The following is a 13,093-nucleotide window of genomic DNA, read 5'->3' on the forward strand; positions in this document are numbered from 1 at the left end:
TCCATTATTTTACCACATGTTATGGACTCTGCTATAATCAATGGACATGCCCAAATAACTGCATCTCAGGGGAGGAAGCATTATGGCTTTTACCATTAATAATCTGAAGGATAACCCTAATGTTGTGATTAAAGAACAGCTTGGCGGATTCTCGGTCATTGAATACAAGGAGGATCTGAGCAGCACCTCCATGCTGGAAGCCCAGGCCAACTTCTTCATGAGCAAGAGCAATATGCGCAACAAGCAGCTGATGATTGAGCTTACGAATAGTGAGGTTATGCTGAGCGCAGGCGCTATGCAGTATATGATCGGCAATATCGAAATGACGTCGGGTGTCAAAGGTGTCGGCGGTCTGATGCGCAATATAATATCCAGTGCAGCAACCGGCACGAGTGCCATCAAACCGCTCTATAAAGGAACAGGGACGATTATGCTCGAAACCACCTACAAATATCTCTGGCTGATTGATGTCGACAACGACCATATCGTGATTGATGACGGCATGTTCCTGGCCTGCGAGACTACGCTGGATATTGCCGTCGCTGCACGCAAGAATGTATCCTCAGCCGTCCTCGGCGGAGAAGGGCTGTTCAACCTGAGCGCACGGGGTAAAGGGATTATCGCCCTTGAGGCTCCTATTCCATCCGAGGAAGCCGTGGTGGTCGAGCTGCAGAATGACGTGCTGAAGGTAGATGGCAATTTCGCGTTGATGTGGTCGAACTCGCTTGACTTTACCGTAGAGAAATCAGGAAAGACCCGCATGGGCTCTGCCGTATCCGGCGAAGGCCTGGTCAATGTCTACCGGGGAACCGGTATGGTCTGGCTGGCACCGCTCATGAATTACAAGAACAGCCTGTTTCAGGCTGCGCCTACTTCCTGATTCTGAGGCCACCTGAGGCAATGCTCCACCCAACCTAAATTCATCTAAAGGACGGGCCATCCGTATGTCTATTCAAGCTGTATTATTTGATTTTGACGGAACACTCGCAGATACACTGCCTTTATCCTTCCATGCGTTCCAGACCGTATTTCAGCAATATGATCATAGAGAAGTCACCCGCGATGAACTTGTCGCCATGTTTGGCCCCACCGAGGAGGACATCATTGGCGGCAATTTCGCAGACCCGTCTTCCGTTCCGCAAGCTATAGAGGATTATTATTCGTTATATGAGCAGGGACATTTCGGAGAATTCCAGAATGACGGGCATATTGTAGAATTACTTCAGGCCCTGAAGGCGCAAGGGATGAAGCTTGGCGTCATTACCGGTAAAAGCAGACGGGCCTATCAGATATCGGCCGGGGCGCTGGATCTGGAGCGCTTCTTCGATATCTCCATCACCGGAGATGATGTCGTTAAGCCCAAGCCTGATCCCGAAGGCATACATTCGGCGCTGCGTACACTTGGCATTGCTCCCTCCAATGCTGTATTCGTTGGGGACAGTAATGCAGATATTCTCGCGGGCAAGGCTGCCGGACTGCCGACCTACGGTGTCCGCTGGCTGTCCACCTTCCAGAGCCAGGCTTACGATGTCCCGCCGGATGGCGTGTTTGACAGTGTTGATGAGTTCCGGAAGCTTCTCAAGTTAAATAACATCATTGCAATGACGTATCATTCCAAGCAGCAAGCGGCGGACATTACTGTACTGGAGCAGCAGTGCAGCCACGCGGATTCGCTCCAATTAAGCTCAGATCTTGAGCATCTCGTCAAAGAGGATGGCGACCATGCCCTGCTCTGCTATCGCGGAAACCAGCTCATAGGTTTGCTGAGCTGGTTTGCTACCGAAGGCGATTATGCGCAGATTAATGCCATGGTCCATCCGGAATACCGCCGTGAGGGCGTATTCCGCAGTCTTGTGCAGCGGGCCAAGGAAGATATTACGCCTCTCGCCGTACACAGGCTCAGCTACAGGGTGCCGAGCCGCTCACAGGCAGGACTCCGCGCGGCCCAGGCTATCGGTGCTGATTATGACCGCTCTGAATACTCGATGTCATATGCCCATACGGAGTCCGGCAGAGAACAGGCTCCGGCAGATTTGCGTCTGCTGCCTTCCTTGCCGGAGGACCTCGAATTCATGGTCTCCTGCTCGTCCCGGGCCTTCGGAGACTCCGAAGACGCCACCCGGGAGTATTTCCTGCAGACGAATGAACCGGCGCGTATCACCTATATTGCCTGGGCGGGCGGCCAGCGGATCGGCCTGATCCGGGTGAATTACGTGAATGAGGCAACAGCGTTTATCCATAATTTCTGCATATTGCCCGCCTGCCAGGGCCAGGGGTATGGCGAGAAGGTGCTCCGGCAGACTGTTGATCTCCTGCTGCAGAAGAACTACTCTTCGATCCGTCTAGGTGTTGTCACCGAGAATAAGCGGGCTTTGACCCTCTACCTCAATGCCGGCTTCAAGATCAATTTCGAGTATAAATATTACAGCGGCAGCCCGGCGTAAGCACAGATTAAGAAGGAGCGATATATGCCCGTTACCGAGAGTATTCCCTGGATTGCCGCATTTCTCATTCTGCTGTCCGTAGTCTGGATTGTGCTCGTAAGCTGGAAGAACAGAATATCGCCGATGCCCGCGTCCAGGGCTGTAAGGGCGGCAGTAGCCGGGGAGGTGAACCGCATCCCGGGATATGCCAATGTTCTGGAGGCGGGGTCGGGCTGGGGAACGCTGGGCCTGGAAGTGATCCGCCGCTGCCCCGGCAAACGGCTGACCGGCATAGAGAACTCAAGGCTTCCCCTATGGTTCTCACAGCTGTTTGCGGTAGTATGCACACGATTCCTGCCAGTGAAGATTGAACGGGAGCGGCTGCGGGGCAAGGTCATTTTTAGGCGGGGCGATATCTATAGAAGCTCTTATAGCGATGCCGATATTGTACTCTGTTACCTGTTCCCCGGAGCTATGGAACGGCTGGCGCCTAAGTTCAGGCAGGAGCTGCCGCCGGGCGCTGCCGTGATCAGTGTCTGCTTCGCTCTGCCGGACAAGCAGCCGGCCCGCATCATCACCTGCCAGGACCGGCTGCGGACGAAGGTGTATGTCTACATTTTCTGAATATTACCTCCGTAGAAAAATGCAAATAGCCCAAAAGCATGCCGCTGCCTTGGGCCAATGGAGGGACCGCGTATTTCTAGGATTTGCCCTTATCCGCTAACTGCTCCTGTGCCAGGCGGACCATCTCCCGGACCATGGAGCCTCCGATTCTGCCGCCAATCTGCCCCGCAGATTCCGTGGTCAAATTGCCGTTATTGCCCGCCTGCAGCGGGATACCGAGCTCCTTAGCCACCTCGTATTTCACATCGTCCGGATGATTCGGATCCACATGGTATCCTTCCTGCTTCATGACCTCTGCTTTGAAGGTCTGCATGCCCTGGGCTGACCCGGGCACCGCATATTTCCTGTTTCTTCTCGCCATTTCGGATACACTCCTCTGCTGTCTTTTATCTAAGTTGCCCTGGAGTGTATGGGATTATCCCGCATTAAGACTGCATCCCGTCTTCAATCCGCTTCATGAAGTCTTCTACCGCGCTGTATCCAAGCTGCTTGAGATACCAATTATTCGCAGCAGCTTCGATCAGGCCGGCCACATCGCGCCCCGGCTGAAGCTGAACCTCAATATGCGGGATTTGAACGCCGAGATATTCGGTGAACTGGGGAACCAGTTCCAGGTCATTGTTGAGTGAATTCTCCTGCCACGGTGCCAGCTCGATGTCTAATACAATCCGAGTCTCATCTTGGAAGGCCCTGCGCCCGTACTGGCGTACGACATTGATCAGGCCGATGCTGCGCAGGGCCAGGAATTCGCGGGTCGTCTCATTATGCGTCCCGAGCAGCGTCGCCGGCCCCAGCTTCTTGAGCACTACAATATCATCGGCCACGAACCGGTGGCCCCGCCGGATGAGCGTATGCGCCGTTTCGCTTTTGCCAATCCCGGACTTGCCCCGAAGCAGAATCCCGATGCCCGACACATTGACACATACCCCGTGAATCGACAGCTCCGGCGCCAGTGTTTTTACCAGATAGCTGTCCAGCTTGGCAATAAACTCCGTGGTCACCTCTGGTGTCCGCAGCAGCGGAATGCCCTCCTGATTACAGTATAAGGTGAGATAAGGGATCTCTTGCTGGCCGCTCGTTACAATGAAACAAGGCGGATGATATTTAACGATATTGCCGATGTGCAGCATGCGTTCCTCTACACTCAGCGTCAATAAATAGTTGATCTCCTTGCGGCCGAGTACCTGCACCCGCGCCATCGGAAAGAAATCGAAATAACCGACGAACTCAAGCCCGGGTCTGTGCGTCCGTGGACGGGTAATGACGCGGTCCATGCGCTCCGCCCCTGCCAGCACTTCCAAATGAAACTTGTCCGTAAGATTCTGAACGGTGATAGATTTCATATTGTTCTCCTCCCAACCATATTCTTCCGATAGAATCACTTAAAAATCTTGTAATCTGCACACGCTAATTATATATTAAAATCAATATATAAGACCTTTGACCCAGAAAAATCAATAAAACACTAAATATATCAAGAAGGTGTAGTATATTGGCCTTGGAGTCTTGGATTGATCTGATGATGTGCTTTGTCTTGTTCCTTTTGTTTATATACATATTTGCTTCTGTAGGTACGATAACCAATTTGCACAAAGTCTACCTGGGTTTTCATTTCTCCATGATGATCTGGCCTTACTGCCAGTTTGCCATCCGGACCGTTGATGATCCAATCTATCAGCTATTCTATGTGAAGCTTGCCTTTATCGATGCCTCCCTGCTGACTACGGGCTGGATCTTCTTCACCATTCTGCTCTCTGGCCAATCGCAATTTCTTAACCGCAAAATATTAATCGCCCTGCTCGTTCCGGCATTCCTGTCGTCGCTGGGTGTGGTGCTGAATCCGAACGGCTGGTTTGTTCTTCCGGTAAACGGCGGATATGTTGAGCGGATCTACGGACCTATTTTCTGGATCAACATGTCTATTGTTATTCTACACGCCATCGTATCGCTGTATATCATTTATGTAGCTCTGGTCTCCGATCAGGCGCCGCGAATCAAGAATCAGATCATGTATATGCTAAAAGGGATTCTTGCCGTCTGTGTCTTCCTGATGATCGATGTGTTCCTGAACGTAGTGCTGGACGATTATCTGCCGGTCATTCCGGGCTTTACTTCGCTAGGCATTGTCGTGTCAGCTACCTTCTTCGTGATTACCATTCACCAGGACAAAGTGTTTGATATTGTAACTATCGCCCACCAGGATATTATCAATACGATGGAATACGGAATTCTTGTCCTCGACGATCAAGAACAGGTGGTCGAGATCAACCAGGCTCTGCTTCCCCAGATCCGGCTGAATCCCGGGCAGAGGTTCGATATGGCCCGCCACCTGCCCAGCGGCAATATCGTGAAGACTGAACAGTTCCTGCAAACCTACCGTGACCATCCGCTTGAGGTAGCCGAGACAGAACTAATGTATCCCGCACTCCAAATGTACATCAGCATTCATGCCGCACCGATTATGGTGAGCGGTGTGAGGGTGGGCCGGATTGTCACCTTCCAGAATATAACCGAGCTTCGGCGCCTCATTGATGAGACGAACCAGCAGAACACCATTCTGCAGGAGCGCAATTCCGCCTTAATCAAAGTCCAGGAAGAGCTGTTCCAGACGAACGCCAAGCTCCGGAAGATGGCCATCACCGACAGCCTGACCGGCTGCTATAACCGCCATTATCTCATGCAGCAGCTGGAGAATGAATTAATGAAGGACCGGGATCCCAGGGTCCCTTCGACCATTATACTGATCGACATCGATTATTTCAAAATGGTCAATGACCGCTACGGCCACCTGGCCGGAGATGTGGTCATTTGCAGTACGGTAGAGGTCCTGCAGCGTAATCTGCGCCACTCCGATATTCTGTCCCGTTATGGCGGCGAGGAGTTCCTTATCTACCTGCCCGATACGGAAGAGGATGAGGCGTATGTGTTGGCAGAGCAGCTTAAATCAAGCATTGAGTCCAACCAGATCAGAATTGATCATATAGACGAGCCTATATCCATCACCATCAGCATAGGCATGCTCAGTATCGGGGAATTCAAGGTCACACCGCCCATGAGCACAACAACTTACTTGAACGATTTGTTCAGATCGGCAGACAAAGCCTTGTACGCAGCCAAGCATCAGGGCCGCAATCAGATTGTTTCCGTGAAAAGATAGCGAATGCACATAAGCCACCCGGCTCAGGAAGCCGGGTGGCTTAACTTTTGTCCGCGGGGCTGTTCCCTACTGTAACTTTAATTATAGCTAAGCTTTCTCTATATATCCGGTTTCGCCGGGAGCTGATCGGCGGGGTGTATTTCGCAGAGGGCGGGGGTAACCGTTATGTACTCAAAATATACCGCAGCTTCAAGACAGCCGATGCCCTGCAGTCCGTTCGCATGCTTGATTATTTAGAGGCTCATTCTTATCCTGCCGTTGCTGCGCTCGAACACTATGGCAATGAACTTTGGAGCCGTATGTCAGAGCTGCCTAGACACTTTTGTCACGGAGATCTGCATACAGGCAACATGCTCAGGGACAGCCGCGGGCAATACGTCCTTATTGGACTTCGATGACGCTTCAGGTGATTATCCGGCCATGGATGTTGCCTATATGTCTGATAACACTCACTACCCTAATAAACCGGAATTCCGTATAATTCAAACCTGCTGTAACCTTTTTGCAGGACGGCACGTCTAAGATCACAAATAAACCACAAACTACTCTATGAGGTGACTGACAATGAAGAATACATTCAAGATCATTACTATATCTGCAGCTGCTGCACTGGCGCTCAGCTTCGCGGGACAACAGTTCGCTTCCGCGGCAACCTTCAAGGATATTAACAATGTGCAGGACAAAGACAAGATCATCGCTCTGCAGAATAGCGGCCTGATCAAAGGGATCAGCCAAGACCTGTTCGGTCCGAATATCAGTATCTCGGAGGCTGAAGGAGTACAGATGATCGTAAATGCACTAGACCTGAACCTTGATCTGATCCGGTTTGTGAAGGAGCCGCATGCTACCGACTATTTCAAGAATGCCAATGATTCCGCTTGGTACGCTGAAGCGCTCATTATTGCCGGTGTCCACGGGCTGGATCTGCCAGCCGACCTGAAGCCAAACCAGAAATTAACGCGTGAAGAATTCACGCATCAGCTCATTGATGCGATCGAAGCCAGCGGCCAGCTGCCGATGATCAAGCCTGTTGTTATTGATTATAAGGACCAGGATCAAGTTAAGGCAGAGTATTCCGGTTCGATCCAGCGCGCCCTGAACTACGGTGTCCTGAAGCTGGATGAAAGTGGCAAGCTTAATCCTAAGCAGGAAATCACCCGGGCTGAAGCAGCTGTAGCGATCAGCAATGCGCTGGCGTATCTGAAGGCACATCCGGCACCGGCTGCGCTGAGTGAGACGCTTACTGCCGAAGAGGCCGTTCAATTGATTAAGGAGGCTGTAGGTCCGGAAGCAGACCTGCAGATCAAGATCGACCCGGCTGCCAGCATGTCCCGCGAATCATTCACCTACCTGCTGGTGCATACCCTCCAGACCAGCGGCCAGCTGCCGATGTTCAAGCTTATTCCGGTTGAAGTTGCAGATGAGAGTCAGATGGATATCTCCAATTCAGGCGCTATTCAAACCGCACTGGCGCTTGGCTTCGTTACACTGGATGAGTCCGGCAATTTCAATCCGAAGGGTGATATTACACGCACCGCCGGTACGGATATCGTGAACAAAGCGGTGGAATACTTGAAGGCTCATCAAGCACCCGCAGCAGAGAGCGAAGTTCTCACGGCTGAGCAAGCCGTACAGTTGATCAAGGAAGCCGCAGGACCGAAGGCTAATCTGCAGATCAAGATTGATCCGGCAGCCAGCATGACCCGCGAGTCGTTCACCTACCTGCTGGTGCATACCCTCCAGACCAGCGGCCAGCTGCCGCTGCTTAATCTGATTCCGGTAGAGATCAAGGATAACGACAAGATCAATATCCTGAACTCGGGAGCCATTCAGACGGGCATCGCCTTGAAGATCGTGAAGCTGGATGCTGACGGCAAGTTCAATCCGCAGGCTGGAATCACCCGTACAGACGCGGCCGCTATGGTTAGCCAGGTTCAGGAGATCCTGAAGCGGGCTGCTGCGAATCAATAATACCCGGAACATCCCAATTTTCCGCAAGCTATAATCAGCTCAAAAAGCACAAGTCAACGGCTTGTGCTTTTTGGCATGTTCTATGATCGCCGCCGGGAAGTTGTCAACACGATAAAGCTACAGCAGCAGAATCATCAGATCCTCATCCAGATATTCATCCCCAAGCTTCATCGCCTTCGGCTCTGTGCCATAGCAGATGAATCCAAGAGATTCGTATAGTCTTTTGGCAGCTACATTATTCGAGGTTACCGTTAAATTCAGAATTTCGAGCCCCGGCAACAGCCTCGCACGGGCAATCAGCTCCACCATCAAGCGGCGGCCCACTCCTTGTTTACGGACATCCGAATCCACATATACTGAATATATATTAGCTTTATGATCAATTTTGGGCCGGCTCTCCCGGAAAAAAGTAACGATGCCCACCAGCTTCTCTTCACCATCAAAAGCTCCCAGCGTGAAATTATTCTCCGAGGGCTCCAGCCTGATGCGGGTGGTGACTATAGACAGCTTCTTTTCCGATTCATAGGAGCTGAGATAGGCTTCCGGATGCAGCCGCAGCGACTGTAGCCGAAGCCCGCGGTAAACCTCCGCATCCTCAGATGTCAGCATTCTTAGGTACAACGGTTTTGCCTCCTCAAGGAATTTAGGGATTCCAAATTGACAAAATTGCAGAATTTGGCTATATTTAGACAGTGTAAAATTATATTTTAAGCAATTTAATTTCCCTGTTAATCAATCTTACATAATTATGAAAAGAGGGATTTACTATGATGATCGTGAGTTTAATACTCGTGGCCTTGGTTGCACTGGAGCATGTGTATATTCTAGTGCTGGAAATGTTCCTGTGGACTACCCCGCGGGCGCAAAAATCGTTCGGCACCACTCCGCAGTTCGCCCGGGAAACGAAATCGCTGGCGGCCAATCAGGGATTGTATAACGGCTTTCTGGCGGCCGGTCTAGTGTGGAGCCTGCTGCATCCGAATGATACCTTCAGTGTTCAGCTTCAATTGTTCTTCCTGATCTGTGTTGCGGTTGCAGCCGTCTATGGCGGCATCACGGCCAAGAAATCCATTCTATTGGTTCAGGGCCTCCCGGCCTTCATTGCTCTGCTTGCCGTTATTCTGGCGAATCTGTAATTATGAGAATGGCCGCTCTTCCCTCACAGCTTCTGCGCGAACTGGTTCAGCTGCTCGGACATCGTCCGGATCTCCTCAATGAAGCTGGAGATTTCATTCGTTGAAGCAGCCTGCTCCTGCCCGACTGACGCAATCTGATGGATGGATTGGCTGATCTGCTTCATCGCGGCTTGGATCTCCCCCAGGGTATCCCGGATCCGCTGCGCGGACTGCTCGGTTTCCTTCGAGAATTTGCGGATTTCTTTCGCTACAACATCGAATCCCCGCCCCTTCTCTCCTGCGTGGGCAGCCTCAATGGCTGCATTAATCCCGAGCAGATTCGTCTGGTCGGCGACCTTTCTGAGGACAGCCAGCACTTCATCGCTTTTTTTGACACTTTCGGCGGTCGTTTCTGACTGGAGCAGCAGCTTCTGCGAGAAATCGGCAAGCAGCCCCGAGCCCTCTGCCACATGCCCAATCCGGGCGTTAGCCTGATTTAGGGAGACCGAGATCTGATCAGCGATTTCGCGCAGCTCGGTCTGTCTGCGGACCTGGATACAGACTGCCCCGCAGACGCTTCCATCCTCCCCGTGTACCGGAAGAACCGTACCGACGAATTCATACCCATAGTAGTCCTTAGGGACATTGGCTTTCGAGAATTCATCATTTCTCAGCGCATGATACAGAGGTTCGTCCGCAAGAATTATCTGCCCTGCCCGAATTCCCAGATCAATGGACGTACCAGGGAAATATGCGATGAACTTCTCCACATCACAGACAGCAATAGATACATCATAGGGAAAAGCAGCTTTCAGGACCGGTGCCAGGTTCACTATATCTTCAAGGGAGCGGATAATGTTCTTCATGGATGTGGGTTCTCCTTTATTGAATTGCTCATTACACAGTACAGAACACAGTACAGAAATATCTAGATTAAGGTTCGACATTTTCCAATGACTATCCTTTATTCAAAAACTTAATATTTAAAATTTAATCATGCCCTCTTAACTTAAGTCAATGAAGCCCTGCAGGCGCCTTAGTACAATATAACCACAATCAATAATCAATCAGGGGGTTATGCTAATGTCTGCTGCAGTGGCTCGAACCGGGGGAATATCGCTCATTGTAATGGCGGTTGCCGCCGCGCTCTCGTACGGATATGTCCAAGGGAATCTGGTAGTGGATGGAGATGCCGCTGGGACCTTCGCCAATCTTCAGGCCTCTCCGTCGCTGTTCAGGGCCGGGATTCTGGGCTGGGTACTGATTATGGCCTGTGATGTGGCAGCTGCCTGGGCCCTATATCTGGTGCTGAAGCCTGTGCATCCGGGCCTGTCCCTGCTGGGAGCATGGCTGCGCCTGGCTTATACGGCAGTGTTGGGGGTTGCTGTCTCCAGTCTGATCGTGGTATCCCTTCTTACCGGTAACAGGGAGGTTGCACTTTCCGGCTTCACACGAGGGGAGCTGCAGGCGGAGGTCATGCTTAATCTTCATGCTTTTGAAGCGGTATGGTCGGCTGGTTTGATTCTGTTCGGGGGGCATCTGCTGATTATAGGTGTGCTGGCGTTATGGTCGGAGAATATTCCGAAGCCCGTCAGTGTGCTGCTGCTGCTGGCAGGCTTCGGCTATATTGTGGTTCATCTGTGCGGCACACTTGTGCCAGGGTATGGAGAATTCCTCCAAATCATCAAATGGGTGTTCATGCTGCCCATGACCGCAGGGGAGCTGGGGCTTGGCATCTGGCTGCTGTTCAAAGTCCCGGCTGCGCGTGTTCGCGCTCAAGCCGCTTCTTAATCCGGCTGAGCGACTCCGGTGTCATCCCGAGATAGCTGGCCAGCTGATGCTGGGGGACGCGGCTGATCAGGCCGGGCCTCCGATGCAGCAGTGCCTTGAGGCGGTCTTCGGGGGATGCCGCAATGAAGGCGGCGAATTCCGCCTGTACCTGACCGAAGTTCTCCTCGATCATCCGGCGTGTCATCAGCTCCAGCTGCGTGTGTCTGGCATACATTTCCCTCTCGGTATTCAGCGCACCGACAACCAGTACGCAGTCCTCCAGACAAGTCAGGCTGTATTCCGACGAAACCTCCTCTTTATGCGCAATGAAGATAGCGATCGCCTGCTCCTCTGTGTAGAAATTCGAGGTGATGTCGCGGCCTGTGACGTCAACACTATGCTGCCGTACACATCCTTTTAACACGAAATAGCAATGACCGGGAACCTCCCCCTGCCTAAGCAGAGTCGCTCCCTTGCTGTATTCCACAACAAGAATCTCATCCAGAATAGCCTGCTGCTGCTCTTCACTGAGGGAGGTCAGCCGGGTCATATATTGGAGTAATCTATGCTTCATGTTTCGGATTCCTCCTTATAACGCTGCTGACAACATATCAGTAGCGTTTGAACATTCTTGCACTCATGTATTGATTATACTAACATCGGCATCACTTTTCTCCTTCTTGCTCCGCATGGAGTACAGGACGAACAACAGAATGAACCATAGGGGCGTAAACAGCAGCGCCGGACGGGTATCATCTGCGAACAGCATAATGATCAGAATAGCGGCAAACAACGTTAATACCGCATAATTGATAACCGGTGTGAACGGTGCTTTGAATTTGGACGAGGCATGTAAGTCCGGGCGGTTCTTCTTATACTTGATATGACATACGAGCACAACCCCCCACACCCAGATGAAGCAAATGGCGCTGATCGTGGTGACAATGCCGAAGGCCTGGCCCGGAATAAGCTTGCTGAGCAGCGCCCCGGCCGATATAACTATTGTAGAAATAAATAAAGAGTTAGCAGGCACATGATTTCGGTTCAGCTTGCCGAGCTGCGGGGATGCCTGATTCCTTCTGCTCAGATTATACAGAATCCGGCTGGTCGAGAACATCCCGCTGTTGCAGGCGGAAGCCGCTGAGGTTAAGACGACGAAATTGATAATACCCGCAGCAACCGGAATCCCGACCAGACTGAAGGTCCGCACAAAAGGACTTTCAGCCGCACTGAGCTGGGTCCACGGGTTAATGCACAGCAGGACAAAGAGCGCGCCCACATAGAAGAAGAGAATGCGCAGAGGAATCTTGTTAATCGCCGAGGGGATATTTTTCTCCGGATCTGCTGTTTCTGCGGCTGATACACCCACAAGCTCCACACCGACATAAGCGAACACAACCATCTGGAAGGAAAATAAGAAGCCCTTGACACCGTTCGGGAACACGCCCCCGTGCTCCCAGAGATTGCGGACCGTCACCGATCCCGCATCCGTCTTGAACCCGATGACCAGCAGAATGATCCCCAGGCCGATTAAGGCAAGAATCGTGACGACTTTGATGAGAGCAAACCAGAATTCGAGTTCGCCGAAGCTTTTGACCGTCAGCAGATTGAGTCCTAACAGAATAATCAGGCAGATGACGGCCGGTACCCACTGCGGGATATCGAACCAGTACTGCACATAGACGCCCACTGCAATCACATCCGCCATCGCCGTCATAATCCAGCAGAACCAGTAGGTCCAGCCTGTAATGAACGCAGCCCGCGGCCCGAGATAGTCTTCCGCAATGTCCGTAAAAGATTGATATCCCGCTTTGGAGAGCAGCAGCTCACCCAGCGCCCTCATCACAAAAAACACGGCAATCCCCACGAGTAAATACGTGATCATAATGGACGGCCCGGCCTTCTGAATCGCTCTGCCTGATCCCAGGAATAACCCTGTACCAATCGTGCCGCCGATAGCGATCAGCTGCACATGCCGGTTCGCCAAATCTCTCTTTAATTCTGTCTGTGCCATTGCCTTTTTCCCCCTTAAT

Annotated in this window: 14 protein-coding genes; 8 read left to right on the forward strand and 6 right to left on the reverse strand. The window is 51.8% G+C overall.

The annotated features are described in order from the left end of the window. The first annotated feature begins 82 nt into the window (after positions 1-82). The 3 genes from GC101_RS13470 (at position 83) to GC101_RS13480 (ending at position 3,047) form a co-directional block, all read left to right on the forward strand. Positions 83-880: an AIM24 family protein gene (locus GC101_RS13470; protein ID WP_039296152.1), complete on the forward strand. Its 798-nt coding sequence runs from the start codon at positions 83-85 to the stop codon at positions 878-880. A gap of 64 nt (positions 881-944) precedes the next feature. Further along, positions 945-2,444: a GNAT family N-acetyltransferase gene (locus GC101_RS13475; protein ID WP_171717681.1), complete on the forward strand. Its 1,500-nt coding sequence runs from the start codon at positions 945-947 to the stop codon at positions 2,442-2,444. Between the two features lie 24 nt (positions 2,445-2,468). Beyond that, positions 2,469-3,047, forward strand: a complete 579-nt coding sequence (locus GC101_RS13480) for a class I SAM-dependent methyltransferase (protein WP_171717682.1) — start codon at positions 2,469-2,471, stop codon at positions 3,045-3,047. A 76-nt stretch (positions 3,048-3,123) separates the two neighbouring features. On the opposite strand, the gene GC101_RS13485 is transcribed toward GC101_RS13480, so the two are convergent. Together GC101_RS13485 and hprK are read right to left on the reverse strand one after the other, a co-directional pair. Then, complete coding sequence (locus tag GC101_RS13485) at positions 3,124-3,408, reverse strand: alpha/beta-type small acid-soluble spore protein (protein WP_039296148.1); 285 nt, start codon at positions 3,406-3,408, stop codon at positions 3,124-3,126. Between the two features lie 64 nt (positions 3,409-3,472). Beyond that, complete coding sequence (gene hprK, locus GC101_RS13490; RefSeq protein WP_039296145.1) at positions 3,473-4,390, reverse strand: HPr(Ser) kinase/phosphatase; 918 nt, start codon at positions 4,388-4,390, stop codon at positions 3,473-3,475. A 149-nt stretch (positions 4,391-4,539) separates the two neighbouring features. Here hprK and GC101_RS13495 point away from each other — a divergent pair, with 149 nt between their 5' ends. The 3 genes from GC101_RS13495 to GC101_RS13505 all read left to right on the forward strand — a co-directional run bounded on the left by GC101_RS13495 (position 4,540) and on the right by GC101_RS13505 (position 8,175). After that, positions 4,540-6,204, forward strand: a complete 1,665-nt coding sequence (locus GC101_RS13495; RefSeq protein ID WP_171717683.1) for a histidine kinase N-terminal 7TM domain-containing diguanylate cyclase — start codon at positions 4,540-4,542, stop codon at positions 6,202-6,204. 47 nt (positions 6,205-6,251) lie between these two features. Continuing rightward, complete coding sequence (locus tag GC101_RS13500) at positions 6,252-6,602, forward strand: protein kinase family protein (protein WP_171717684.1); 351 nt, start codon at positions 6,252-6,254, stop codon at positions 6,600-6,602. A gap of 166 nt (positions 6,603-6,768) precedes the next feature. Continuing rightward, complete coding sequence (locus GC101_RS13505; protein WP_171717685.1) at positions 6,769-8,175, forward strand: S-layer homology domain-containing protein; 1,407 nt, start codon at positions 6,769-6,771, stop codon at positions 8,173-8,175. A gap of 117 nt (positions 8,176-8,292) precedes the next feature. Here the strand turns inward: GC101_RS13505 and GC101_RS13510 are convergent, their stop codons facing one another. After that, a complete protein-coding gene (locus GC101_RS13510) occupies positions 8,293-8,796 on the reverse strand; it encodes a GNAT family N-acetyltransferase (RefSeq protein WP_171717686.1) in 504 nt (167 codons plus the stop codon). A gap of 146 nt (positions 8,797-8,942) precedes the next feature. Between GC101_RS13510 and GC101_RS13515 the strand changes: the two genes are divergently transcribed. Further along, positions 8,943-9,311 (forward strand): DUF1304 domain-containing protein, encoded by a 369-nt coding sequence (locus tag GC101_RS13515; RefSeq protein WP_171717687.1) that lies wholly within the window; start codon positions 8,943-8,945, stop codon positions 9,309-9,311. Positions 9,312-9,334: 23 nt separating this feature from the next. Here the strand turns inward: GC101_RS13515 and GC101_RS13520 are convergent, their stop codons facing one another. Beyond that, a complete protein-coding gene (locus GC101_RS13520) occupies positions 9,335-10,156 on the reverse strand; it encodes a methyl-accepting chemotaxis protein (protein WP_042140495.1) in 822 nt (273 codons plus the stop codon). A gap of 217 nt (positions 10,157-10,373) precedes the next feature. Between GC101_RS13520 and GC101_RS13525 the strand changes: the two genes are divergently transcribed. Then, positions 10,374-11,081 (forward strand): DUF4386 domain-containing protein, encoded by a 708-nt coding sequence (locus GC101_RS13525; RefSeq protein WP_171717688.1) that lies wholly within the window; start codon positions 10,374-10,376, stop codon positions 11,079-11,081. Here the strand turns inward: GC101_RS13525 and GC101_RS13530 are convergent. Together GC101_RS13530 and GC101_RS13535 are read right to left on the reverse strand one after the other, a co-directional pair. After that, complete coding sequence (locus GC101_RS13530; RefSeq protein ID WP_171717689.1) at positions 11,038-11,634, reverse strand: Crp/Fnr family transcriptional regulator; 597 nt, start codon at positions 11,632-11,634, stop codon at positions 11,038-11,040. The two genes, GC101_RS13525 and GC101_RS13530, sit on opposite strands and share 44 nt — an antisense overlap. 63 nt (positions 11,635-11,697) lie before the next feature. Then, positions 11,698-13,074: an amino acid permease gene (locus tag GC101_RS13535; RefSeq protein ID WP_171717690.1), complete on the reverse strand. Its 1,377-nt coding sequence runs from the start codon at positions 13,072-13,074 to the stop codon at positions 11,698-11,700. Positions 13,075-13,093: the final 19 nt, after the last annotated feature.

This window comes from Paenibacillus phytohabitans (genome assembly GCF_013141775.1).
GTDB classification, from domain to species: Bacteria; Bacillota; Bacilli; order Paenibacillales; family Paenibacillaceae; genus Paenibacillus_AQ; species Paenibacillus_AQ phytohabitans.

What these genes read in the sequence shown, in the direction of transcription:
- GC101_RS13485 (WP_039296148.1), bottom strand. Translation starts at nt 3,408, where the DNA reads ATGGCGAGAAGAAACAGGAAATATGCGGTGCCCGGGTCAGCCCAGGGC.
- GC101_RS13480 (WP_171717682.1), top strand. Translation starts at nt 2,469, where the DNA reads ATGCCCGTTACCGAGAGTATTCCCTGGATTGCCGCATTTCTCATTCTG.
- GC101_RS13470 (WP_039296152.1), top strand. Translation starts at nt 83, where the DNA reads ATGGCTTTTACCATTAATAATCTGAAGGATAACCCTAATGTTGTGATT.
- GC101_RS13535 (WP_171717690.1), bottom strand. Translation starts at nt 13,074, where the DNA reads ATGGCACAGACAGAATTAAAGAGAGATTTGGCGAACCGGCATGTGCAG.
- GC101_RS13525 (WP_171717688.1), top strand. Translation starts at nt 10,374, where the DNA reads ATGTCTGCTGCAGTGGCTCGAACCGGGGGAATATCGCTCATTGTAATG.
- GC101_RS13530 (WP_171717689.1), bottom strand. Translation starts at nt 11,634, where the DNA reads ATGAAGCATAGATTACTCCAATATATGACCCGGCTGACCTCCCTCAGT.
- GC101_RS13475 (WP_171717681.1), top strand. Translation starts at nt 945, where the DNA reads ATGTCTATTCAAGCTGTATTATTTGATTTTGACGGAACACTCGCAGAT.
- GC101_RS13520 (WP_042140495.1), bottom strand. Translation starts at nt 10,156, where the DNA reads ATGAAGAACATTATCCGCTCCCTTGAAGATATAGTGAACCTGGCACCG.
- GC101_RS13515 (WP_171717687.1), top strand. Translation starts at nt 8,943, where the DNA reads ATGATGATCGTGAGTTTAATACTCGTGGCCTTGGTTGCACTGGAGCAT.
- hprK (WP_039296145.1), bottom strand. Translation starts at nt 4,390, where the DNA reads ATGAAATCTATCACCGTTCAGAATCTTACGGACAAGTTTCATTTGGAA.
- GC101_RS13505 (WP_171717685.1), top strand. Translation starts at nt 6,769, where the DNA reads ATGAAGAATACATTCAAGATCATTACTATATCTGCAGCTGCTGCACTG.